Below are 23,262 nucleotides of genomic sequence, written 5' to 3' on the forward strand. Positions count from 1 at the left end.
TATCCGGCTAATAACGTCTCAATATTGTCGCTCGGGGTGCCGCTATCAGTGATGCTGATAGGTCACGACGTTAAGGAGATGCTGATCGGTTTGCGCCAGGCATAGCCCTGCTCGTTTAGCGCTGCGAACTTCTTCGAGAATAGTTTGTAAAAGTACGCCATCCTGCTGCTGCTCTTTTTCCAGGGTATGGAGAAAATCGAGCGTTGAGGCATCATTCAGCGCTTTCGCTTCATCTGCCAGACGCGACAGCGTGCTGGCGCGTTGCTGATAATCCTCCAGGGTTTTCTGGAACAATTCTTCCAGAGAGCAGAGCTCTTCACCCGGAACGTCAATGGCTTTAACGATAGGGGTGGCGCCGGCGTTTTTCATAAAATTAAACATGCGCATCATTTGCGTCACGTTGCCTTGCGCCTGGGTACGAAGAAAGGTGGCGGTGCCTGTTAAACTGTGTTCAGAACACCATTCGCTTAGATGGAGGTAAAGATTTGATGCGTAAAACTCAAGGTTCATTGGCGTGTTGAGCTTTTGAACCATTCCTACAGCTGCCATAACAATATCCTTATTTCCAGAAAGTGTTGATGTGCATGACAGACGAGAATGCAACGGGCCGTTGTCACATTCTTACCTCTATGCACAATAAATACTCTTAGCAGAAGAACTCCGTTCCGCCAGTCCCTTATGCGATCTCATTTCCTGTTTATCGATCGGTAATGAGAATAGCGCGTCAATAAAAATAAGAAAATCCTTAAATGCAATTGTTTATCTTTTTTTACATTTTCAGCGGTGTGATTTTTTCAGGTGTAATGATTTTGGATGAGGGGCAGTTGCAACCATTTGAAAGTTAAATGATATTATATATATTTGTAATTTATGAAACATTGTTTCAGATCATGGGTTAAGCCTTTCAAGTATGTTAATTTCAATAAAATAAACATTAGTCAGTCTGGATATCACACGCATAAACGGTTGAGAGCAAATATGCCTGTTTTTATAAACTAGCCGATTTTGCGGTAGATCATTTTTAATGTCATTAATCATACGAGCACGTTATTCGGTTAAGCGCAGTTTTGATGGGTGACTCGTTAACAAGGAGCAGTCAATGAAAAAGGTCGCGGTGCTGTTGGCGCCAGGATTTGAAGAAGCAGAGGCCATTGTTACTCTTGATATTCTGCGACGTTTGCATATCGACGTCGAAACGCTGGCGTGTGCTGAATCACGGGCGGTGGTGAGTTACCATGATATTCCTATGGTTGCGGACAGCACGCTGAGTGAACGCCAGCAGGCGCTTTTTGATGCGGTAGTGCTGCCGGGCGGTCCGCAGGGGAGCGCTAATCTGGCGGCTAATCCGGCGGTGATCGCTTTCGTTGCGCGTCATGATGCGGCAGGCAAATTAATTTGTCCTATCTGTTCCGCGGCGGCAAGGGTGCTGGGTGCTCACGGATTGCTGAAGGGGCGTCGTTATGTCTGTTCCGGCGACCTGTGGAAAGCGGTTCCAGAAGGTGTCTATGTGGATGCGCCCGTTGTTGAAGATGGTAATTTAATTAGCGGCAAAGGCTTGGGTCATGTCTTTGATTTCGCGCTAACCCTTTCCGCCAGACTGCTGGGAGACGATGCGCCGGTTCGCGAACAGGCTGAACATATCTATTATCCCTGGTAATCGTTATTCACCCAGGGCCGTAAGGATTAGCTGGCTGATGTTATGGATTAATGTGCTGGCTTTCCTGCCTTTTGGCTGATGAATTCGCTCTGGGTTATGTCATGGTGGCTAATGACTTCCCTGGGTTATGAGTTAATCGTTATTTCTGCGTGTGTCTTAGGGGGGGATTCCTGAGAGGCGGCCTCGGAAAAGTCTCATATGTGGTGGCGAGCGTACTGATATCAGGAACGGTGGAGAACGCGATGAACCTGCTCAACATTTCACCTTTTGCACAGTACGTGGTTCGCGGCTGAATCCTTCTGGCAGCAGTTATCTTCGACCATTATAAGCAAAAAGCGAAGCGTACGATTTGATGAATTAACACTCAACTAAACAGTATAGCTTCACGTCATCGCCAGCCGCTACCCCGGCTGGCGATGGTCTTTCTAAATGGCGAGCAGCGTCACACTGTCTATACTTACATGACTAATGAGACCGTTTGTGAGTCTCAATATGATGATAAGGAGGAGACCAGGGTGGCAGAACCGTTAACCGTATCCCCCGAACTCACTGCGAACTATGCGTATTTTTTTGACCTTGATGGCACATTGGCAGAGATAAAGCCTCATCCCGATCAGGTAGTGGTACCGCATAAAATCCTTCAGTTGTTAGACCGTCTCGCGGCGCACAACGCAGGGGCACTGGCATTGATTTCAGGGCGTTCAATGACTGAGCTGGATGCTTTGGCGAAGCCTTTTCGCTTTCCGCTCGCTGGCGTTCACGGAGCAGAGCGTCGTGACATCAATGGTAAAACCCATATCGTGCGCCTTCCTGAAGCGGTAGTCCGTGAGGTGGAGGCGTTATTACGTTCGACGCTTGTAGCGCTGCCCGGAACGGAGCTGGAGACGAAGGGGATGGCGTTTGCGCTGCACTACCGTCAGGCTCCGGAACATGAAGCGGCGCTGTTGGCACTTGCGCAACACGTTACGCAGCACTGGCCGCAACTGGCGTTGCAGCCTGGTAAATGTGTTGTGGAAATCAAACCTAAGGGAACCAATAAAGGCGAAGCGATTGCCGCCTTTATGCAGGAGGCGCCCTTTGCGGGACGGATTCCCGTTTTTGTGGGCGACGATTTGACCGATGAGGCTGGCTTTGGCGTGGTGAATCACGCTGGCGGAATTTCCGTAAAAGTGGGCGTCGGGGCAACCCAGGCGGCATGGCGGCTGGAAAGCGTACCCGATGTCTGGCGCTGGCTGGAACAAATCAATTATCCACAACAAGAACAACAAGTAATGAATAACAGGAGAGATGGCTATGAGTCGTTTAGTCGTAGTATCTAATCGAATTGCCCCCCCGGATAATAAAGGCGGCGCCGGCGGCCTCGCCGTTGGCGTGCTTGGCGCGCTAAAAGCGGCTGGCGGGTTGTGGTTCGGCTGGAGTGGCGAGACAGGTAACGAGGATGAGCCATTAAAAAAGGTGACAAAAGGTAATATTACCTGGGCATCGTTTAACCTGAGTGAACAAGATTACGAAGATTATTACTGTCAATTTTCCAATGCGGTTCTCTGGCCTGCGTTCCACTATCGTCTGGACCTGGTACAGTTTCAGCGTCCTGCATGGGAAGGCTATATGCGGGTGAATGCGTTATTAGCGGATAAGTTATTGCCCCTCATTAAAGAGAACGACATCATTTGGGTGCATGACTACCACCTGTTACCGTTTGCCAGCGAGCTGCGTAAACGCGGCGTGAACAACCGAATTGGTTTTTTCCTGCATATTCCATTCCCGACCCCGGAGATTTTTAACGCTTTACCGCCGCATGATGAACTGCTGGAGCAGTTGTGTGACTTTGATCTGCTAGGGTTCCAGACCGAAAATGATCGCCTGGCTTTTCTGGATAGCCTTTCGAGTCAAACGCGAGTCACGACTCGCAGTGGCAAGCAGCATATCGCGTGGGGTAAAGACTTCCAGACAGAAGTGTATCCTATCGGTATTGAGCCCGATGAGATTGCTCTGCAGGCTGCCGGGCCGTTGCCGCCAAAACTGGCGCAGCTCAAGGCGGAACTGAAAAATGTGAAGAATATTTTTTCCGTTGAGCGGCTGGATTATTCGAAAGGGCTGCCGGAACGTTTTCTGGCGTATGAAGCGCTACTGGAAAACTACCCGCAGCATCGGGGAAAAATTCGTTATACCCAAATTGCGCCTACGTCACGCGGCGAAGTACAGGCATATCAGGATATTCGCCACCAGCTTGAGACGGAAGCAGGCCGGATTAATGGGAAATATGGACAATTGGGCTGGACGCCGCTCTATTATCTGAATCAGCATTTCGACCGTAAACTGTTAATGAAGATATTCCGTTATTCAGACGTCGGGCTCGTCACCCCGTTGCGTGACGGGATGAACCTGGTGGCGAAAGAGTTTGTCGCCGCGCAGGACCCCGCTAATCCTGGCGTACTGGTACTGTCACAGTTTGCCGGCGCGGCGAATGAACTGACGTCGGCGTTAATCGTCAATCCTTACGATCGGGATGACGTGGCGGCGGCGCTCAATCGCGCGTTAACGATGCCCCTTGCCGAGCGTATTTCGCGCCATGCGGAAATGCTGGACGTGATCGTTAAAAATGACATTAACCGCTGGCAGGAACGTTTTATTCATGACCTAAAGGAGGTCACGCCGCGTAGCCCTAAGCGTCAGCAGCAGAACAACGTGGCGACGTTCCCTAAGCTGGCCTGAAATATCGCGAGCGGCGACTAGTCGCCCGCTAACGGTACCAGCAACACATCTACCTGGCTGGCGCTGACGACACTTTTTGCCGAGCAGGACGCGCGCGAAAAGAAACTGTGGTTATGGTTGCCGCAAATGACCAGATCAACATGGTGTTTGCGGCACACAGCCAAAATATGCTGGCTTAACTCACCTGATGCGATGAAAGTTTGTTCAATCGGATAATCCGCCTTTTCCCCCAGCATCTTAAGAAAATTCTCGGTTTCCTCATGCATAACCGCGCGTAAATCCTCCATCATGGGCGCGGCGAACTGGTTATACAGTTCAGGATCGGAAGCGAGAGTAATCAGGCTTACTTTCGCCTGGACAGGGCGGGCGATAGAGACCGCTTTAGCCAGTAGCTGGTGACTTTCCGGGGTGACGGCAACGGCGACAAGAATATGGGTGTAGCTCATAACTCGCTCCTTGATTGCAAGAATATGAGATTGTGCTTTAGCTTTACTCTGTTTATCGCATTTCTGCAATGCGCTAATGCCACATTAATGTGAAGGACATCATAATTAATCATTAATTATTCTTATGTAAAGAGTCGTGGCATAAGACACTTTTTACACACCACCAGGATGCTTCATTTAAATGGGTGAACAATGAAAGCTAAAAGTTAAATCAAATGAGCTTATTTTTAACAGCGGAGGGCGTATGCTGTGACGAGATTAATTAATAACGTTTAATATTTAAGCTACTGTTTACTAAAGGTAAAATAAAAGCGTTTCTAAAATAGAAATAATAGCCTGTTATCTATTATCCTGGCGTTATTTTAACAGAGAGAAACAAAAAAGAATTTGGTGTTGACGTAACCCTATTCAGCAGTGTGGAATAGAAAAAGTGAACATTAGGTTATTAATTAAACAAAGTAAAAGCCATGCTGATGGTTTTATCGTAAGTATTCCGTTAAAATATGTGATCTACATCACATATTTTCTAAAATCGCCGTCCCGCTCCGTTGTATGTCACGAAGCTGACGAGTAGAGTTGCGTCGAATTAGGAAAAATCTTAGGCATTTGTAAAAATTGATGTAAACGTGTAAGGCGAATCTCAGTGGGAGGCTGCGTTATACGTCACAATGTCCATAATGTCTGAGCGCTGCTATGCATTTGACCTTTTTGCTTCTTTTACCGGGCCTTCCCGGCGACATCACGGGGTGCGGCTACGTCGCACAAAAATAAAGTTGGTTATTCTGGATGGGAACAATGCATACATCCGAGTTGCTAAAACACATTTATGACATCAATTTGTCATATTTACTCCTTGCACAGCGTTTGATCGTCCAGGACAAAGCATCTGCGATGTTCCGCCTCGGTATCAACGAAGAGATGGCAAACACACTGGGCGCGTTGACCCTGCCGCAGATGGTCAAACTGGCGGAGACGAACCAGTTAGTTTGTCATTTCCGGTTTGACGATCATCAGACGATCACCCGTTTGACTCAGGATTCGCGCGTCGATGATTTACAGCAGATTCACACAGGTATCATGCTTTCAACGCGTCTGCTCAATGAAGTGGACGATACGGCGCGTAAGAAAAGGGCATGATAATGAGTGAAAAAAGCATTGTTCAGGAAGCTCGCGATATCCAGTTGGCGATGGAGTTGATTAATCTTGGCGCTCGTCTACAAATGCTGGAAAGCGAAACACAGCTCAGCCGTGGTCGCCTCATCAGGCTGTACAAAGAATTACGCGGTAGCCCGCCGCCTAAAGGGATGCTGCCATTTTCGACAGACTGGTTTATGACCTGGGAGCAAAATATTCATGCCTCCATGTTCTGCAACGCCTGGCAATTTTTACTGAAGACCGGTTTATGCAGCGGTGTGGATGCGGTGATTAAAGCTTATCGGCTTTACCTTGAGCAGTGTCCGCAACCGCCTGAAGGGCCGTTGTTGGCGCTGACTCGCGCATGGACGCTGGTGCGTTTTGTTGAAAGTGGGTTGCTTGAATTGTCGAGCTGTAACTGCTGCGGTGGGAACTTTATTACCCATGCGCATCAGCCCGTAGGCAGCTTTGCGTGTAGTTTATGCCAGCCGCCATCCCGCGCAGTAAAAAGACGTAAACTTTCCCGAGATGCTGCCGATATTATTCCACAACTGCTGGATGAACAGATCGAACAGGCTGTTTAACCGAAACGGTGTGGACAAACACTCCAGCAGCGGTAAGTTATTACCGCTGCTTTTTTTTTGCCTTGCCTTCGCGTTAATCGCCCGACTGCGCATCCTGTCATAGTCAACAGCGGAAGGATGATGTCGTGCTTATCTTATTAGGTTACCTGGTGGTTATCGGTACAGTTTTCGGCGGTTATGTCATGACCGGCGGACACCTTGGGGCACTCTATCAACCTGCTGAACTGGTCATCATTGGCGGCGCGGGGATAGGGGCGTTCATTGTCGGCAACAACGGGAAGGCCATCAAAGGCACGATGAAAGCGATCCCGTTGTTATTTCGTCGTTCGAAATACACAAAATCTATGTACATGGATTTGCTGGCGTTGCTCTATCGCCTGATGGCCAAATCACGCCAGCAGGGGATGTTCTCCCTTGAACGCGATATTGAAAATCCGAAAGAGAGTGAAATCTTCGCCAGTTATCCGCGTATTCTGGCCGATGCGGTAATGCTTGATTTTATTGTCGATTATCTGCGCCTGATCATCAGCGGCAACATGAATACGTTCGAAATTGAAGCGTTGATGGATGAAGAGATTGAAACCCATGAAAGCGAGGCGGAAGTCCCGGCCAACAGCCTGGCGATGGTGGGGGATTCGCTGCCTGCCTTTGGTATTGTCGCGGCGGTAATGGGGGTGGTTCACGCTCTGGCTTCAGCCGATCGTCCGGCAGCGGAGTTGGGGGCGCTGATTGCCCATGCCATGGTAGGTACGTTCCTCGGTATTTTACTGGCTTATGGATTCATTTCACCGTTAGCGACCGTTTTGCGCCAGAAGAGCGCCGAAACCACCAAGATGATGCAGTGCGTAAAAATTACACTGCTGTCTAATCTGAACGGCTATGCGCCGCCGATTGCCGTGGAATTTGGTCGTAAAACGCTTTATTCCAGTGAGCGTCCATCGTTTATTGAGTTGGAAGAACACGTTCGTGCAGTAAGAAACCCAAACCAGCAGCAGACGACTGAGGAAGCATGAAAAATCAGGCTCATCCCATTGTCGTCGTAAAACGCCGCAGGCACAAACCGCACGGCGGCGGGGCGCACGGTTCCTGGAAAATTGCCTACGCCGATTTTATGACGGCGATGATGGCTTTTTTTCTGGTGATGTGGCTGATTTCCATATCCAGCCCTAAAGAATTAATTCAGATTGCCGAATATTTTCGTACGCCGTTGGCCACCGCGGTAACGGGGGGAAATCGGATTGCCAATAGCGAGAGCCCGATACCAGGCGGCGGCGATGATTACACCCAACAGCAGGGTGAAGTGGAAAAGCAGCCGAATATCGACGAGCTGAAAAAACGGATGGAGCAGAGTCGCTTAAACAAACTGCGCGGCGATCTGGATCAACTGATCGAATCCGATCCCAAACTGCGCGCGTTACGTCCGCATCTGAAAATTGATTTAGTTCAGGAGGGGTTGCGCATCCAGATTATCGACAGCCAGAACCGCCCGATGTTTAAAACCGGCAGCGCCGAAGTTGAGCCGTATATGCGCGATATCCTGCGTGCGATTGCGCCAGTGTTAAACGGTATACCTAATCGCATTAGCCTGGCCGGCCATACCGATGACTTTCCCTACGCGAACGGCGAAAAAGGCTATAGCAACTGGGAGTTATCCGCCGATCGCGCCAATGCCTCGCGTCGCGAACTGGTCGCTGGCGGGCTGGATAACGGAAAAGTATTACGGGTGGTTGGCATGGCCGCCACGATGCGGCTGAGCGATCGCGGTCCTGATGACGCCATCAACCGCCGTATAAGCCTGCTGGTGTTAAACAAACAGGCGGAACAGGCCATTTTGCATGAAAACGCTGAAAGCCAGAATGAGCCGGTAAGTGTATTACAACAGCCTGCGGCAGCCCCGCCGGCAAGCGTACCCACATCGCCAAAAGCGGAACCGAGGTGATAGCGTGAGCATGGATATTAGCGATTTTTATCAGACATTTTTTGATGAAGCTGACGAGCTGTTGGCTGATATGGAGCAGCATCTGCTGGATTTGGTGCCGGAATCCCCGGACGCTGAACAACTGAACGCCATTTTTCGCGCGGCGCACTCCATTAAAGGCGGCGCGGGCACATTCGGCTTCACTATTCTGCAGGAAACCACACATTTAATGGAAAACCTGCTGGATGAAGCCCGACGCGGTGAAATGCAGCTCAATACCGACATTATCAACCTGTTTTTGGAAACGAAAGATATTATGCAGGAACAGCTCGACGCCTATAAAAACTCCGAAGAGCCGGATGCCGCAAGCTTCGAATATATCTGCAATGCGCTACGCCAGTTGGCGCTGGAGGCGAAAGGCGAAACCACGCCGGCGGTCGTAGAAACCGCGGCACTAAGCGCGGCGATCCAGGAAGAGAGCGTAGCCGAAACCGAATCGCCTCGTGACGAGAGTAAACTGCGCATTGTACTTTCACGGTTGAAAGCCAATGAGGTCGATCTGCTTGAAGAAGAGTTGGGCAATCTGGCTACTCTGACGGATGTCGTTAAGGGAGCGGATTCACTGTCGGCAACTCTGGATGGCAGCGTCGCGGAAGATGACATTGTCGCGGTGCTCTGTTTTGTCATCGAGGCCGATCAGATCGCTTTTGAAAAAGTGGTCGCCGCGCCCGTGGAAAAAGCGCAAGAGAAAACCGAGGTAGCGCCGGTAGCGCCTCCGGCAGTCGTTGCGCCAGCCGCCAAAAGCGCGGCCCATGAACATCATGCGGGGCGTGAAAAACCTGCGCGTGAACGCGAGTCCACCAGCATTCGCGTGGCGGTAGAGAAAGTGGATCAGCTCATAAACCTGGTCGGCGAGTTAGTGATTACCCAGTCAATGTTGGCCCAGCGTTCTAACGAGCTGGACCCGGTAAACCACGGCGATCTCATTACCAGTATGGGTCAGTTACAACGTAACGCCCGCGACTTACAAGAGTCGGTGATGTCGATTCGTATGATGCCTATGGAGTACGTCTTCAGCCGTTTCCCGCGTCTGGTACGCGATTTAGCGGGCAAACTGGGCAAGCAGGTAGAGCTGACGCTGGTGGGGAGCTCCACTGAACTTGATAAAAGCCTGATCGAACGCATTATCGACCCGCTGACGCACCTGGTGCGCAACAGTCTCGACCACGGGATTGAAATGCCGGAAAAACGCCTTGAGGCGGGGAAAAATGTTGTCGGCAATCTGATTCTTTCCGCAGAACATCAGGGCGGGAATATTTGTATTGAAGTGACCGATGACGGCGCGGGGCTTAACCGTGAGCGTATCCTGGCGAAGGCCATGTCGCAGGGGATGGCGGTGAATGAAAACATGACCGACGATGAAGTAGGCATGTTGATCTTCGCGCCGGGATTCTCAACTGCGGAACAGGTCACGGATGTCTCCGGTCGCGGCGTTGGCATGGATGTGGTGAAACGTAACATTCAGGAGATGGGCGGTCACGTTGAGATCCAGTCAAAACAAGGCTCCGGCACCACGATTCGTATTCTGCTGCCGCTGACGCTGGCCATCCTCGATGGGATGTCGGTTCGCGTGGCGGGGGAAGTTTTTATCCTGCCGTTAAATGCGGTGATGGAGTCGCTGCAACCGCGTGAAGAGGATCTTCATCCGCTGGCGGGCGGCGAACGGGTTCTGGAAGTTCGCGGCGAGTATTTGCCGCTGGTCGAATTGTGGAAAGTGTTTGACGTGGACGGGGCGAAAACCGAAGCCACGCAGGGCATTGTTGTGATCCTGCAAAGCGCGGGACGCCGTTACGCGCTGCTGGTCGATCAGCTCATCGGTCAGCACCAGGTGGTGGTCAAAAATCTGGAAAGCAATTATCGCAAGGTACCGGGGATTTCCGCCGCGACGATCCTGGGCGACGGCAGCGTCGCGCTGATTGTTGATGTTTCCGCATTGCAGGGTTTAAACCGCGAACAACGTATGGCGATCACAGCCGCCTGATTGAGTGAGAAGGGAATAATATGACCGGTATGAGTAATGTAAGCAAACTGGCCGGCGAGCCGTCAGGTCAGGAATTCCTGGTGTTTACACTGGGAAATGAAGAGTACGGCATCGATATCCTGAAAGTGCAGGAGATCCGTGGCTATGACCAGGTGACGCGCATCGCCAATACACCGGCCTTTATAAAAGGGGTGACTAACCTGCGCGGCGTGATTGTCCCCATTGTCGATCTGCGCGTGAAATTCTGCGAAGGCGACGTTGAGTACGATGACAATACGGTAGTGATCGTACTGAATCTGGGGCAACGTGTCGTCGGGATAGTGGTAGACGGCGTGTCTGACGTACTGTCGTTAACGGCGGAACAGATCCGTCCGGCGCCAGAATTTGCCGTGACCTTGTCAACAGAATATTTGACGGGATTGGGCGCGCTCGGCGAGCGTATGCTGATTCTGGTGAATATCGAAAAACTGCTTAACAGCGAAGAGATGGCGCTGCTGGATATCGCAGCATCACACGTCGCGTAATAACGTTGCCGGATGGCGTCGCGCCATTCGGCAATATTCACCGTTATGCTTCCGCCAGCGGTGAGAGTGCCTCTTCATCGCCCGCGCCCAGCCCCTGCATTTTGCGCCGGCATCGCCGCTGCGACACTGTCATTGGCAATGTCGTCTTCCGGAACAGCGTATTTCCTTTTTGCAAAAGTAAAGTTATCACCGCAGGTGCCGATAACGTTGATAACTCGTTATCAGGAAGGTGCCTTATGTTTAACCGTATCCGCGTTGTCACAATGCTGATGATGGTGCTGGGGGTTTTCGCACTGCTACAGCTTGTTTCCGGTGGTTTGCTGTTTTCTTCATTACAGCATAACCAGCAAGGTTTTGTTATTTCTAACGAATTACGCCAGCAACAAAGCGAACTCACGTCGACATGGGACTTAATGCTGCAAACGCGCATTAACCTGAGCCGTTCCGCCGCACGCATGATGATGGACGCTTCTAACCAGCAGAGCAGCGCCAAAACGGATTTACTCCAGAATGCAAAAACGACCCTCGCACAGGCGGCGGCGCATTACGCCAATTTCAAAAACATGACGCCATTGCCAGCGATGGCGGAGGCCAGCGCGAACGTCGATGAAAAATATCAGCGCTATCAGGCCGCATTAGCCGAACTTATTCAGTTTCTGGACAATGGCAATATGGATGCCTACTTCGCCCAGCCAACCCAGGGAATGCAAAACGCGTTGGGCGAGGCGCTGGGCAATTACGCCCGGGTGAGCGAAAACCTGTACCGCCAGACATTTGATCAAAGCGCTCATGACTACCGTTTTGCGCAATGGCAACTGGGGGGGCTTGCGGTCGTGCTGGTGCTGATTTTGATGGTGGTTTGGTTCGGCATTCGTCATGCCCTGCTTAACCCATTAGCGCGAGTGATTACTCATATCCGTGAAATTGCCAGCGGCGATCTGACGAAAACGCTCACCGTCTCAGGACGTAATGAAATTGGCGAACTGGCGGGAACGGTTGAACATATGCAACGCTCGCTGATTGACACCGTGACGCAGGTTCGTGAAGGTTCGGATGCGATTTATTCCGGCACCAGTGAAATTGCCGCCGGTAATACCGACCTCTCTTCCCGTACCGAACAACAAGCCTCCGCTCTGGAGGAGACGGCGGCCAGCATGGAACAACTGACGGCCACCGTGAAGCAAAACGCCGATAACGCCCGTCAGGCTTCGCAACTGGCGCAAAGCGCCTCCGAGACCGCACGCCATGGCGGCAAAGTGGTCGACGGCGTAGTAAACACCATGCACGAAATTGCCGACAGTTCGAAAAAAATCGCTGACATTATCAGCGTTATCGACGGTATTGCCTTCCAGACTAACATTCTGGCGCTGAACGCGGCGGTAGAAGCGGCGCGCGCGGGAGAGCAGGGGCGCGGTTTTGCGGTCGTGGCAGGCGAGGTGCGTAATCTGGCCAGCCGCAGCGCCCAGGCGGCGAAAGAAATAAAAGCGTTGATTGAAGATTCCGTCTCGCGTGTCGATACCGGTTCTGTGCTGGTGGAAAGCGCCGGGGAAACCATGACTGACATCGTCAATGCCGTTACGCGCGTCACGGATATCATGGGCGAAATCGCCTCCGCCTCGGATGAGCAAAGCCGGGGTATCGATCAGGTCGCTTTGGCCGTTTCCGAAATGGATCGCGTAACGCAACAGAACGCCTCGCTGGTTCAGGAATCCGCAGCGGCCGCCGCCGCGCTGGAAGAGCAGGCCAGCCGTCTGACCCAGGCGGTATCGGCTTTCCGCCTGGCATCGCGACCGCTGGCGGTAAATAAACCTGAGATGCGTTTGTCAGTGAACGCTCAGTCCGGCAATACGCCGCAGTCATTAGCCGCCAGGGATGATGCGAACTGGGAAACCTTCTGATCGACGTGCGCTGTCGGTTATCGATTAATTTGCGAACCCGCCGATACCTTTCGTCTGGTTCGCATAGATAAAAGCAAAAAATGTGTAATACGGGAAGCATGGCGCTGCCGCAGGGCGCGCCCGTTGTACTTTGAATGTGATTAAGAAGGCGCTATGACATCATCTCTGCCCTCCGGGCAAACGTCAGTATTGTTACAGATGACACAGCGCCTCGCGCTGTCCGACGCGCATTTTCGTCGGATATGTCAATTAATCTACCAGCGCGCAGGGATCGTGCTAGCCGACCATAAGCGGGATATGGTTTATAACCGCCTGGTCCGTCGGCTGCGTGCCCTGGGACTGGATGATTTTGGCCGTTATCTCAGTATGCTGGAGGCTAATCAAAACAGCGCTGAGTGGCAGGCTTTTATCAACGCTCTGACTACCAACCTGACCGCTTTTTTTCGCGAGGCGCACCATTTTCCCATCCTTGCGGAACATGCGCGTCGCCGCCACGGCGAGTACCGCGTCTGGAGTGCGGCGGCATCGACAGGAGAAGAACCTTACAGTATCGCCATTACGCTGGCGGATGCGTTGGGGATGGCCCCCGGTCGCTGGAAAGTATTCGCCAGCGATATTGATACTGAAGTGCTGGAAAAAGCGAGAAGCGGTATTTATCGCCTCAGCGAACTGAAAACGTTATCGCCGCAGCAGCTACAACGTTACTTCATGCGCGGTACGGGGCCGCATGAAGGACTGGTGCGCGTGCGTCAGGAACTGGCCAATTATGTTGAATTTTCCTCCGTTAATTTGTTGGAAAAGCAGTACAACGTACCCGGTCCCTTTGACGCGATTTTTTGCCGTAACGTCATGATCTATTTTGATAAAACGACTCAGGAGGACATTCTGCGCCGTTTTGTTCCACTCCTTAAACCTGACGGACTGTTGTTTGCCGGTCACTCAGAAAACTTTAGCAACCTCGTGCGCGAGTTTAGCCTGCGCGGACAGACGGTGTATGCGCTAAGTAAGGATAAAGCATGAGTAAAATCAGGGTATTGTCAGTTGATGATTCCGCGCTAATGCGCCAAATCATGACTGAAATTATTAATAGCCATAGCGATATGGAGATGGTGGCGACTGCGCCGGACCCGTTGGTCGCCAGGGATCTCATCAAAAAATTTAATCCGGACGTATTGACCCTGGACGTTGAGATGCCGCGTATGGACGGCCTCGATTTTCTGGAAAAACTGATGCGCCTGCGACCGATGCCGGTGGTGATGGTCTCTTCGCTGACCGGGAAAGGTTCTGAAGTGACGCTACGGGCGCTGGAGTTGGGGGCCATCGATTTTGTCACCAAACCGCAGCTTGGCATTCGTGAAGGTATGCTGGCGTATAGCGAGATGATCGCCGAAAAAGTGCGTACCGCCGCGCGGGCCCGCATCGCCGCACATAAACCGATGGCGGCCCCGGCAACCTTAAAAGCCGGTCCGCTGCTCAGTTCCGAAAAACTGATTGCTATCGGCGCTTCAACGGGCGGTACTGAAGCTATCCGACATGTGCTGCAACCGCTGCCGCTTTCCAGTCCGGCAGTGATTATTACGCAGCATATGCCGCCTGGCTTTACCCGCTCGTTTGCCGAGCGTCTGAATAAACTCTGTCAAATCAGCGTGAAGGAGGCGGAGGACGGCGAACGCGTATTGCCAGGTCATGCCTACATTGCGCCCGGCGACAAGCATATGGAGCTGGCGCGTAGCGGGGCGAATTATCAAATCAAAATTCATGATGGCCCGCCGGTAAACCGACATCGGCCTTCCGTGGATGTGCTGTTTCATTCGGTGGCGAAACACGCGGGGCGCAACGCCGTAGGCGTCATTCTTACGGGGATGGGCAACGATGGCGCCGCTGGAATGTTAGCGATGTACCAGGCTGGCGCCTGGACCATTGCGCAAAACGAAGCAAGTTGTGTGGTGTTCGGCATGCCGCGCGAGGCCATCAATATGGGTGGCGTAAGCGAAGTGGTCGATCTTAGCCAGGTAAGCCAGCAGATGCTGGCGAAAATCAGTGCCGGACAGGCGATACGTATTTGAACCAGGAGTAGTATTTTATGGCGGATAAAGAGCTTAAATTTTTGGTTGTGGATGACTTTTCGACCATGCGTCGTATCGTGCGCAACCTCTTAAAAGAGCTTGGATTTAACAATGTGGAAGAGGCCGAAGACGGCGTCGATGCGCTGAACAAGCTCCAGGCTGGCGGCTTTGGTTTTATTATCTCTGACTGGAATATGCCGAACATGGATGGCCTGGAGCTGCTGAAAACCATTCGCGCCGATAGCGCCATGTCGGCGTTACCCGTGTTGATGGTCACGGCGGAAGCCAAAAAAGAGAATATTATCGCCGCCGCACAGGCTGGCGCCAGCGGTTATGTCGTAAAACCGTTCACCGCAGCGACTCTGGAAGAGAAGCTCAACAAAATCTTTGAGAAACTGGGCATGTGAGGATGCGATGATGATGCAACCATCTATCAAGCCTGCTGATGAAGGTTCAGCAGGAGACATCATTGCGCGCATCGGTAGTCTGACCCGAATGCTGCGCGACAGCCTGCGTGAGCTGGGGCTGGACCAGGCGATTGCCGAAGCGGCGGAGGCGATCCCTGATGCGCGCGACCGTCTGGATTACGTCGTCCAGATGACGGCGCAGGCGGCGGAACGCGCGCTAAACAGTGTCGAAGCCTCGCAGCCGCATCAGGATGCGATGGAAAAAGAGGCGAAAGCGCTAACCCAACGTTGGGACGAGTGGTTTGACAATCCGATCGAGCTTTCCGACGCCCGTGAACTGGTGACGGATACGCGCCAGTTTCTCAGGGATGTCCCGGGCCATACCAGCTTTACTAACGCGCAACTGCTGGACATCATGATGGCGCAGGATTTCCAGGATCTGACGGGTCAGGTGATCAAACGCATGATGGACGTGATTCAGGAGATTGAGCGCCAGTTGTTAATGGTGCTGCTGGAAAACATCCCGGAACAGAGCGCGCGACCAAAACGCGAGAACGAAAGCTTACTCAACGGCCCGCAGGTGGATACCTCGAAAGCTGGCGTCGTCGCTAGTCAGGATCAGGTGGACGACCTGCTGGACAGTCTTGGGTTTTAAGCTTTTTTGACCTGATGGCGCTGCGCTTATCGGGTTCGAATCCGTCAACCAGGCCGGATACGAGACTTCCTTATCGTATCCGGCTATCTCTATTAACGCCATAAACCCCGCCTTTTTTACCGCTTACTCTGCCCATTGGCGTAAAGCGGTTCTGGCATCATTCTCGCTTATCAATCTATCCAGGGTTTGCTGCGTGGCAGAAGAGAGCGACGACGACAAAACAGAAGCCCCCACACCCCACCGACTTGAAAAAGCGCGGGAAGAAGGGCAGATCCCCCGTTCCAGAGAACTGACCTCACTGCTGATATTGCTGGTGGGCGTTTGTATTATTTGGTTCGGCGGCGAGTCGTTAGCGCGGCAACTGGCGGGAATGCTTTCAGCAGGCCTGCACTTCGATCACCGTATGGTGAACGATCCTAACCTGATCCTGGGACAGATAATTTTGCTGATTAAAGCGGCTATGATGGCGTTGCTACCACTCATCGCGGGCGTGGTGCTGGTGGCGCTTATCTCGCCGGTTATGCTTGGCGGCCTGATTTTTAGCGGTAAGTCGCTACAGCCAAAATTTTCTAAATTAAACCCGCTGCCGGGAATTAAGCGCATGTTTTCGGCGCAGACCGGCGCGGAACTGCTAAAAGCGGTGTTGAAATCCACGCTGGTCGGCTGCGTTACCGGCTTTTATCTCTGGTATCACTGGCCACAAATGATGCGCCTGATGGCGGAGTCGCCGATCGTCGCAATGGGGAATGCGCTGGATCTGGTTGGACTCTGCGCGTTACTGGTGGTACTGGGCGTGATTCCGATGGTGGGATTTGACGTGTTTTTCCAGATCTTTAGCCACCTGAAAAAATTACGCATGTCGCGGCAGGACATTCGCGACGAATTTAAAGAGAGCGAAGGCGATCCGCATGTTAAGGGCAAAATTCGCCAGATGCAACGCGCCGCCGCGCAGCGCCGCATGATGGAAGATGTGCCGAAAGCGGACGTCATTGTCACTAACCCGACGCACTATTCCGTGGCGCTGCAGTATGACGAAAACAAAATGAGCGCGCCGAAAGTGGTCGCGAAGGGGGCTGGATTAATAGCGCTGCGCATTCGCGAGATCGGCGCTGAACATCGGGTTCCCACTTTAGAAGCGCCGCCGCTGGCGCGGGCATTATATCGCCACGCCGAAATCGATCAGCAAATTCCCGGGCAGTTATATGCTGCCGTTGCGGAAGTGCTGGCCTGGGTCTGGCAGCTTAAACGCTGGCGGCTTGCGGGCGGGCAACGTCCTCCACAACCTGAGAACCTTCCGGTGCCAGAAGCGCTGGATTTTATGAACGAGAAGAATACTGATGGCTAATCTGGTCGCGATGCTGCGCCTGCCCAGCAACCTGAAATCGACGCAATGGCAAATTCTTGCCGGGCCGATCCTCATTCTGCTGATTTTGTCGATGATGGTGCTGCCGCTACCTGCTTTTATCCTCGACTTATTGTTTACCTTTAATATTGCGCTATCGATCATGGTGCTGCTGGTGGCGATGTTTACCCAGCGTACTCTGGATTTTGCCGCGTTTCCGACCATCCTGCTGTTTACCACGCTACTGCGTCTGGCGCTTAACGTCGCCTCAACGCGCATTATTTTGATGGAAGGGCATACCGGCGCGGCGGCGGCGGGAAAGGTGGTGGAGGCGTTCGGTCATTTCCTGGTCGGCGGTAACTTCGCGATCGGGATTGTGGTTTTTATTATCCTCGTCATTATCAACTTCATGGTCATCACCAAAGGCGCCGGACGTATTGCCGAAGTCGGCGCGCGCTTTGTGCTGGATGGTATGCCCGGTAAGCAAATGGCGATTGACGCCGATCTTAATGCCGGTCTGATTGGTGAAGACGAGGCCAAAAAACGGCGTTCGGAAGTCACTCAGGAAGCCGACTTCTACGGTTCGATGGACGGGGCAAGTAAATTTGTACGCGGCGACGCCATCGCCGGTATTCTCATCATGGTCATTAACGTGGTCGGCGGGCTGCTGGTCGGCGTATTGCAGCACGGAATGAGCATAGGCAGCGCGGCGGAAAGCTACACTCTGCTGACCATTGGCGACGGCCTGGTCGCCCAGATCCCGGCGCTGGTTATCTCCACGGCGGCGGGCGTCATTGTGACCCGCGTCAGTACCGATCAGGATGTAGGCGAGCAGATGGTTGGCCAACTGTTCAGTAATCCAAGGGTGATGCTGCTGGCGGCGGCGGTGCTGGGGCTGCTTGGCATGGTGCCAGGAATGCCTAACCTGGTATTTTTACTTTTTACCGCCGCTTTGCTCGGCCTGGCATGGTGGCTGCGCGGGCGTGAAGAAAAAGCGCCGGAGGAGCCGCAGCCGGTAAAAATGCCGGAAAATAACTCGGTGGTCGAAGCCACCTGGAATGACGTACAGCTTGAGGATTCACTGGGAATGGAAGTGGGCTACCGCCTGATCCCGATGGTGGATTTTCAACAGGATGGCGAATTGCTCGGACGTATTCGCAGTATTCGTAAAAAATTCGCGCAGGATATGGGGTTCCTGCCGCCGGTGGTCCACATTCGCGACAATATGGATTTACAGCCTGCGCGCTACCGTATTTTGATGAAAGGGGTAGAGATCGGCAGCGGGGACGCCTATCCGGGACGCTGGCTGGCTATTAACCCCGGCACGGCGGCGGGAACGCTACCGGGCGAGAAAACCGTCGATCCAGCTTTTGGCCTTGATGCCATCTGGATTGAAAGCGCCCTGAAAGAGCAGGCGCAAATTCAGGGCTTTACCGTCGTTGAAGCCAGTACCGTTGTGGCGACGCACCTTAACCACTTGATTGGCCAATTCTCCGCCGAACTGTTTGGCCGCCAGGAAGCGCAGCAACTGTTGGATCGTGTCTCTCAGGAGATGCCTAAACTCACGGAAGATCTGGTCCCCGGCGTCGTGACCCTCACGACTTTACACAAAGTCCTGCAAAACTTACTGGCGGAAAAAGTCCCTATTCGCGATATGCGCACCATTCTGGAAACGCTGGCGGAACATGCGCCGTTACAAAGCGATCCGCATGAATTAACCGCCGTGGTACGCGTGGCATTAGGACGAGCGATTACGCAACAGTGGTTCCCCGGTAATGAAGAAGTGCAGGTGATTGGCCTGGATACCGCGCTGGAGCGTTTGCTGCTTCAGGCATTGCAGGGCGGCGGCGGTCTTGAGCCTGGGTTGGCGGATCGCCTGCTGGCGCAGACGCAAGAGGCGCTTTCTCGCCAGGAGATGCTTGGCGCGCCGCCGGTATTACTGGTTAACCATGCGCTACGTCCATTATTGTCCCGCTTTTTGCGGCGCAGTTTACCGCAGCTGGTGGTGTTGTCGAACCTTGAGCTTTCCGATAACCGTCATATCCGCATGACGGCGACCATTGGAGGAAAATAATGCGTAAATGGCTGGCGTTGTTGCTCTTTCCCCTGACGGTTCAGGCCGCAGGCGAAGGCGCGTGGCAGGATAGCGGTATGGGTGTAACCTTAAATTACCGGGGTGTTTCCGCATCGTCTTCGCCATTGTCGGCGCGCCAGCCGGTTTCCGGTGTGATGACGCTGGTCGCCTGGCGTTATGAACTGAATGGCCCGACTCCCGCGGGCTTACGGGTACGTTTATGTTCCCAGTCCCGTTGCGTAGAACTTGATGGTCAGAGTGGCACGACCCACGGTTTTGCTCATGTTCCCGCAGTCGAGCCGCTCCGCTTTGTCTGGGAAGTCCCCGGCGGCGGCCGACTTATCCCGGCGTTAAAAGTGCGGAGCAATCAGGTGATTGTGAACTACCGCTAACCGCCCCTTTCTTTGCCAGGTAGCAGACCTGACTCTCTTTTTGAATAAATAGAAACGCCGTTTTATAAAATGGTGAGGTAGGTTGCCGAACTCTTTGTGTTTTTGCCATTTACGCTCTGGCAATGGCAGAAACAAAAAGGTTTCCGCCCAGCTTAGCTTTTACTGTAGCGAATCGACTGCGTCGGCGGTAAAACTGCACGCAGCACTGAATTCGACATTACACAGAGGTTAAGCAAATGATGGTTTATCCAGTCAAACACAGTCCGCTATTGCGTCAGCCTGAGCATTTTATCGCCAGAGATGAACTAAAAGCCCTGGTGCAAAAGGTGACGCATAACCTGGTCAATATTAAAGATGAGACAGGCGAATTTTTATTGCGACTGGACGACGGACGCGTGATCGATACTAAAGGCTGGGCCGGATGGGAGTGGACGCACGGTGTGGGCCTGTACGGAATGTATCACTATTACCAACAGACCGGCGACCAGACGATGCGTAAGATCATTGATGACTGGTTTGCCGATCGTTTTGCGGAAGGCGCGACGACGAAAAACGTTAATACGATGGCGCCATTTTTAACGCTGGCGTATCGCTATGAAGAGACGCGTAATCCAGCGTATTTACCGTGGCTGGAAACGTGGGCCGAATGGGCGATGAATGAAATGCCCCGTACCGATCACGGCGGAATGCAGCACATCACGCTGGCGGAGGAAAATCATCAGCAGATGTGGGACGACACGCTAATGATGACGGTGCTGCCGCTGGCGAAAATCGGTAAACTGTTGAACCGGCCGGAATATGTGGAAGAGGCAACCTATCAGTTCCTGCTGCACGTGCAGAATTTGATGGATAAAGAGACGGGGCTGTGGTTCCACGGCTGGAGCTATGACGGTCATCATAACTTCGCTAACGCTCGCTGGGCGCGCGGCAACAGTTGGCTGACCATTGTGATCCCGGATTTTCTTGAACTGCTGGACTTGCCGGAAAATAATGCCGTGCGCCGTTACCTGGTCCAGGTACTGAATGCGCAGATCGCCGCGCTGGCGAAATGTCAGGATGAAAGTGGTTTGTGGCATACGCTGCTTGACGATCCGCACTCTTATCTTGAGGCGTCGGCGACGGCGGGTTTTGCCTACGGTATTCTTAAAGCGGTGCGCAAACGCTATGTCGGGCGGCACTATGCGCAGGTGGCGGAAAAAGCCATTCGGGGGATAGTGAAACATATCTCGCCGGAAGGCGAACTGCTGCAAACGTCATTTGGCACTGGCATGGGCCACGATCTCGATTTTTACCGTCATATTCCGTTGACCTCTATGCCTTACGGGCAGGCGATGGCAATGCTGTGTTTGACGGAATATCTGCGTAACTATTTCTGATGTATGCAGATATTCCGGCCGTATCCTTGTCTGATGGCGCTTTGCTTATTTGACTATGGCGCCTGACCCGGCTGCGTGGTATCAGCCTGTGGATCAAACAGGTGGTCAAGGATTTTTCGCATGATGGGCGCGGCGGTAACGCCGTCGCTTCCGCCGTTTTCCAGAATCAAGGCAATAGCGACCTTAGGGTTTTTATACGGTGCAAAAGCGGTATAAAACACATGATCGCGCAGGCGAATGGGGATCATTTTCGCGTTGTAGGTCTGATTTTCTTTCAGGCTAAATACCTGCGACGTGCCGCTTTTGGCCGCAATGCCGTAGGGCGCGGTGTGAAAGAACTTATAGCCCGTTCCGTTGGGTGCATTCGCCATGCCATACATCGCCTGACGCACCAGTCCCCAGTATGGCGACGCCGGATCGGCTATCTGTGCCGGTGTTCCTGAAGGACGATACGGAACCACCGTTTTGCCGCTCTCTTCATTGAGTAACAGGTGAGGGGCAATCACCTTACCGTTGTTGATGAGCGCCACCATCGCTTTTACCATCTGGATGGGGGTGGCAATCCAGTAGCCCTGGCCGATGCCGACAGAGATGGTATCGCCCTGATACCAGGCTTTTTTATGGACCCGCTGTTTCCATGCGCGGCTGGGAAGCAGCCCGTCATACTCTTCATTAAGGTCGATACCCGTCGGTTTGCCATAGCCGAACTGAGACAACATCGTGTCGATACGGTCAATACCCATCATATAAGCGACCTGATAGAAAAAGGTATCCGCAGATTCCTCAATCGCTTTAGTGACATCCAGCATACCGTGTCCGGTTTTTTTCCAGTCCCGGTAATGACGCTGCGTGCCGGGAAGCGTCCAGGTTGGCGCGCCAAAGAAGGTGGTTTGCGGCGTAATAATCCCGCATAACAGCGCGGACATCGCCATATAGGGTTTAACCGTTGACGCCGGGGGATAAAGCCCTTGCGTCACGCGGTTGATGAGCGGCAGATTTTTATCGTGCAGCAGTTTGCCGTAATCCTGATAGCTAATGCCTTTTACAAAGGGGTTCGGGTCGTAGCTGGGCATAGATACCATCGCCAGCACTGAACCATCGTGCGGATCTTCAACCAGTACGGCAGCACGCTGCCCGGCCAGCAAACTTTCAATGTACTCTTGTAAATGGAGATCCAGCGTCAGGTGAATGTTCTTACCCGCGATGGGAGGAACGTCTTTCAGCAGGCGGACAATACGCCCGTGATTATCCACCTCGACCTCCTGATAACCGGTTTTGCCATGAAGATCGTTTTCGTAGTAACGCTCAATCCCCTGTTTACCGATGTTATGGTCCGCCGCGTAATTCTCTGCCAGCCCTTTTTTATCCAGCGCTTTAAGGTCGTTATCGTTTATCTTTGACACGTAACCGAGAACATGCGCCAGCTCCGCGCCGTAAGGATACTGCCGATCCTGATAGCTATTGATCGTGACGCCGTTGAAATGAAACTGATTGACCGCAAAGCGTGCGATTTCAACATCCGTTAGCGCGTTTTTGAGCACCACCGGACGATAGCGGCTACTGGATTTTAGCGCATGGCGAAAGTCGGCGATATCATCGGGGGAGAGATCAACAATAGGGGTGAGCTGTTTTAGCAGCGCATCCATATCGGCAATTTTATAGGGCGTAACCGCGATATCATACCAGGTTACGTTACGCACCAGCGGAATGCCGTTGCGATCGTAAATGATGCCGCGCGTGGGCGCGACGGGTAGCATCTTGATATCGTTCTCATTCGAACGGGTGGTGTAGTAGTGGTGCTGGCGGATTTGCAAGTTATAGAGGTTGAAGATCAGGATACCAAAGCAGACAACCACTACACCAAACGCCACAATCACACGTCTCAGGAAGAGTTTCTCTTCCGCATCAAAGTCTTTAAAAGTCATTACCTGTACCTGAACAATCCGCCGCCTAATGATACGGGGCGGTCAGCGCCAGCACAGGTAAAAGATGTTCCATCTCTCTATAGAAATGTGTCATTCCTTGTGATTTGT

22 protein-coding genes and 1 pseudogene are annotated in these 23,262 nt (G+C 52.6%); 19 read left to right on the forward strand and 4 right to left on the reverse strand.

What is annotated here, in order from left to right; genetic code table 11:
- Nucleotides 1-45 precede the first annotated feature (45 nt).
- Nucleotides 46-549: a non-heme ferritin-like protein gene (locus tag J4617_RS01625; RefSeq protein ID WP_000741707.1), complete on the reverse strand. Its 504-nt coding sequence runs from the start codon at nt 547-549 to the stop codon at nt 46-48.
- A 550-nt stretch (nt 550-1,099) separates the two neighbouring features.
- On the opposite strand from J4617_RS01625, the gene J4617_RS01630 reads away from it, so the two are divergent.
- The 4 genes and pseudogenes from J4617_RS01630 to otsA all read left to right on the forward strand — a co-directional run bounded on the left by J4617_RS01630 (nt 1,100) and on the right by otsA (nt 4,372).
- Nucleotides 1,100-1,657, forward strand: a complete 558-nt coding sequence (locus J4617_RS01630; protein ID WP_000754800.1) for a DJ-1/PfpI family protein — start codon at nt 1,100-1,102, stop codon at nt 1,655-1,657.
- A 111-nt stretch (nt 1,658-1,768) separates the two neighbouring features.
- Nucleotides 1,769-1,950, forward strand: a pseudogene (gene araH / locus J4617_RS01635) (L-arabinose ABC transporter permease AraH); the annotation flags it as partial.
- Between the two features lie 222 nt (nt 1,951-2,172).
- Complete coding sequence (gene otsB, locus J4617_RS01640) at nt 2,173-2,976, forward strand: trehalose-phosphatase (RefSeq protein WP_000840114.1); 804 nt, start codon at nt 2,173-2,175, stop codon at nt 2,974-2,976.
- A complete protein-coding gene (gene otsA / locus J4617_RS01645) occupies nt 2,951-4,372 on the forward strand; it encodes an alpha,alpha-trehalose-phosphate synthase (protein WP_208290668.1) in 1,422 nt (473 codons plus the stop codon). Before otsB ends, otsA begins: the two co-directional genes overlap by 26 nt.
- 17 nt (nt 4,373-4,389) lie before the next feature.
- Here the strand turns inward: otsA and uspC are convergent, their stop codons facing one another.
- Complete coding sequence (uspC, locus tag J4617_RS01650; protein ID WP_000122606.1) at nt 4,390-4,818, reverse strand: universal stress protein UspC; 429 nt, start codon at nt 4,816-4,818, stop codon at nt 4,390-4,392.
- Nucleotides 4,815-4,931: a hypothetical protein gene (locus J4617_RS01655; RefSeq protein WP_001617301.1), complete on the reverse strand. Its 117-nt coding sequence runs from the start codon at nt 4,929-4,931 to the stop codon at nt 4,815-4,817. The genes uspC and J4617_RS01655 overlap by 4 nt, the downstream gene beginning before the upstream one ends.
- 682 nt (nt 4,932-5,613) lie before the next feature.
- On the opposite strand from J4617_RS01655, the gene flhD reads away from it, so the two are divergent.
- The 15 genes from flhD (at nt 5,614) to J4617_RS01730 (ending at nt 21,229) form a co-directional block, all read left to right on the forward strand.
- Nucleotides 5,614-5,955 (forward strand): flagellar transcriptional regulator FlhD, encoded by a 342-nt coding sequence (gene flhD, locus J4617_RS01660; protein WP_001518146.1) that lies wholly within the window; start codon nt 5,614-5,616, stop codon nt 5,953-5,955.
- A complete protein-coding gene (gene flhC, locus J4617_RS01665; RefSeq protein ID WP_000605987.1) occupies nt 5,952-6,536 on the forward strand; it encodes a flagellar transcriptional regulator FlhC in 585 nt (194 codons plus the stop codon). Before flhD ends, flhC begins: the two co-directional genes overlap by 4 nt.
- Before the next feature lie 125 nt (nt 6,537-6,661).
- Nucleotides 6,662-7,549: a flagellar motor stator protein MotA gene (gene motA, locus J4617_RS01670; protein WP_000906312.1), complete on the forward strand. Its 888-nt coding sequence runs from the start codon at nt 6,662-6,664 to the stop codon at nt 7,547-7,549.
- A complete protein-coding gene (motB, locus tag J4617_RS01675; RefSeq protein WP_000795653.1) occupies nt 7,546-8,475 on the forward strand; it encodes a flagellar motor protein MotB in 930 nt (309 codons plus the stop codon). Before motA ends, motB begins: the two co-directional genes overlap by 4 nt.
- Nucleotides 8,476-8,479: 4 nt before the next feature.
- Nucleotides 8,480-10,495: a chemotaxis protein CheA gene (cheA, locus tag J4617_RS01680; protein ID WP_000061302.1), complete on the forward strand. Its 2,016-nt coding sequence runs from the start codon at nt 8,480-8,482 to the stop codon at nt 10,493-10,495.
- Nucleotides 10,496-10,515: 20 nt separating this feature from the next.
- The gene (gene cheW, locus J4617_RS01685) at nt 10,516-11,019 is read left to right on the forward strand and encodes a chemotaxis protein CheW (protein ID WP_000147295.1); all 504 of its coding nucleotides are present in this window, start codon (nt 10,516-10,518) and stop codon (nt 11,017-11,019) included.
- 236 nt (nt 11,020-11,255) lie between these two features.
- On the forward strand, nt 11,256-12,917 hold the full coding sequence (tar, locus tag J4617_RS01690) for a methyl-accepting chemotaxis protein II (protein ID WP_017466081.1): 1,662 nt from the start codon (nt 11,256-11,258) through the stop codon (nt 12,915-12,917).
- 153 nt (nt 12,918-13,070) lie between these two features.
- A complete protein-coding gene (gene cheR / locus J4617_RS01695) occupies nt 13,071-13,937 on the forward strand; it encodes a protein-glutamate O-methyltransferase CheR (protein ID WP_000204362.1) in 867 nt (288 codons plus the stop codon).
- The gene (gene cheB, locus J4617_RS01700) at nt 13,934-14,983 is read left to right on the forward strand and encodes a protein-glutamate methylesterase/protein glutamine deamidase (protein ID WP_000036389.1); all 1,050 of its coding nucleotides are present in this window, start codon (nt 13,934-13,936) and stop codon (nt 14,981-14,983) included. Before cheR ends, cheB begins: the two co-directional genes overlap by 4 nt.
- 17 nt (nt 14,984-15,000) lie before the next feature.
- Nucleotides 15,001-15,390 carry a chemotaxis response regulator CheY gene (cheY, locus tag J4617_RS01705; protein WP_000763861.1) on the forward strand — a complete coding sequence of 130 codons (390 nt, stop codon included), beginning with the start codon at nt 15,001-15,003 and terminating at the stop codon, nt 15,388-15,390.
- 10 nt (nt 15,391-15,400) lie between these two features.
- Nucleotides 15,401-16,045 (forward strand): protein phosphatase CheZ, encoded by a 645-nt coding sequence (gene cheZ / locus J4617_RS01710; RefSeq protein ID WP_000983586.1) that lies wholly within the window; start codon nt 15,401-15,403, stop codon nt 16,043-16,045.
- A gap of 193 nt (nt 16,046-16,238) precedes the next feature.
- Entirely contained in the window at nt 16,239-17,390 is a 1,152-nt protein-coding gene (gene flhB, locus J4617_RS01715) for a flagellar biosynthesis protein FlhB (RefSeq protein WP_017466080.1), read from the forward strand.
- Nucleotides 17,383-19,461 (forward strand): flagellar biosynthesis protein FlhA, encoded by a 2,079-nt coding sequence (flhA, locus tag J4617_RS01720; RefSeq protein ID WP_000002386.1) that lies wholly within the window; start codon nt 17,383-17,385, stop codon nt 19,459-19,461. Before flhB ends, flhA begins: the two co-directional genes overlap by 8 nt.
- Entirely contained in the window at nt 19,461-19,853 is a 393-nt protein-coding gene (gene flhe / locus J4617_RS01725) for a flagellar protein FlhE (RefSeq protein ID WP_001233619.1), read from the forward strand. The genes flhA and flhe overlap by 1 nt, the downstream gene beginning before the upstream one ends.
- Nucleotides 19,854-20,089: 236 nt before the next feature.
- Entirely contained in the window at nt 20,090-21,229 is a 1,140-nt protein-coding gene (locus J4617_RS01730) for a glycoside hydrolase family 105 protein (protein WP_000989909.1), read from the forward strand.
- Nucleotides 21,230-21,282: 53 nt separating this feature from the next.
- On the opposite strand, the gene mrdA is transcribed toward J4617_RS01730, so the two are convergent.
- Nucleotides 21,283-23,154 (reverse strand): penicillin-binding protein 2, encoded by a 1,872-nt coding sequence (gene mrdA / locus J4617_RS01735; protein ID WP_000142855.1) that lies wholly within the window; start codon nt 23,152-23,154, stop codon nt 21,283-21,285.
- Nucleotides 23,155-23,262: the final 108 nt, after the last annotated feature.

Source organism: Salmonella sp. 32010601201800023SM (assembly GCF_017572235.1).
Classification (GTDB): Bacteria; Pseudomonadota; Gammaproteobacteria; order Enterobacterales; family Enterobacteriaceae; genus Salmonella; species Salmonella enterica.

Coding starts and splice junctions, on each gene's coding strand:
- J4617_RS01625 (WP_000741707.1), bottom strand. CDS start 549: ATGGCAGCTGTAGGAATGGTTCAAAAGCTCAACACGCCAATGAACCTT.
- cheR (WP_000204362.1), top strand. CDS start 13,071: ATGACATCATCTCTGCCCTCCGGGCAAACGTCAGTATTGTTACAGATG.
- cheB (WP_000036389.1), top strand. CDS start 13,934: ATGAGTAAAATCAGGGTATTGTCAGTTGATGATTCCGCGCTAATGCGC.
- J4617_RS01630 (WP_000754800.1), top strand. CDS start 1,100: ATGAAAAAGGTCGCGGTGCTGTTGGCGCCAGGATTTGAAGAAGCAGAG.
- flhA (WP_000002386.1), top strand. CDS start 17,383: ATGGCTAATCTGGTCGCGATGCTGCGCCTGCCCAGCAACCTGAAATCG.
- flhe (WP_001233619.1), top strand. CDS start 19,461: ATGCGTAAATGGCTGGCGTTGTTGCTCTTTCCCCTGACGGTTCAGGCC.
- cheW (WP_000147295.1), top strand. CDS start 10,516: ATGACCGGTATGAGTAATGTAAGCAAACTGGCCGGCGAGCCGTCAGGT.
- mrdA (WP_000142855.1), bottom strand. CDS start 23,154: ATGACTTTTAAAGACTTTGATGCGGAAGAGAAACTCTTCCTGAGACGT.
- tar (WP_017466081.1), top strand. CDS start 11,256: ATGTTTAACCGTATCCGCGTTGTCACAATGCTGATGATGGTGCTGGGG.
- J4617_RS01655 (WP_001617301.1), bottom strand. CDS start 4,931: ATGATTAATTATGATGTCCTTCACATTAATGTGGCATTAGCGCATTGC.
- otsA (WP_208290668.1), top strand. CDS start 2,951: ATGAGTCGTTTAGTCGTAGTATCTAATCGAATTGCCCCCCCGGATAAT.
- flhC (WP_000605987.1), top strand. CDS start 5,952: ATGATAATGAGTGAAAAAAGCATTGTTCAGGAAGCTCGCGATATCCAG.
- motB (WP_000795653.1), top strand. CDS start 7,546: ATGAAAAATCAGGCTCATCCCATTGTCGTCGTAAAACGCCGCAGGCAC.
- uspC (WP_000122606.1), bottom strand. CDS start 4,818: ATGAGCTACACCCATATTCTTGTCGCCGTTGCCGTCACCCCGGAAAGT.
- J4617_RS01730 (WP_000989909.1), top strand. CDS start 20,090: ATGATGGTTTATCCAGTCAAACACAGTCCGCTATTGCGTCAGCCTGAG.
- flhD (WP_001518146.1), top strand. CDS start 5,614: ATGCATACATCCGAGTTGCTAAAACACATTTATGACATCAATTTGTCA.
- cheZ (WP_000983586.1), top strand. CDS start 15,401: ATGATGCAACCATCTATCAAGCCTGCTGATGAAGGTTCAGCAGGAGAC.
- cheY (WP_000763861.1), top strand. CDS start 15,001: ATGGCGGATAAAGAGCTTAAATTTTTGGTTGTGGATGACTTTTCGACC.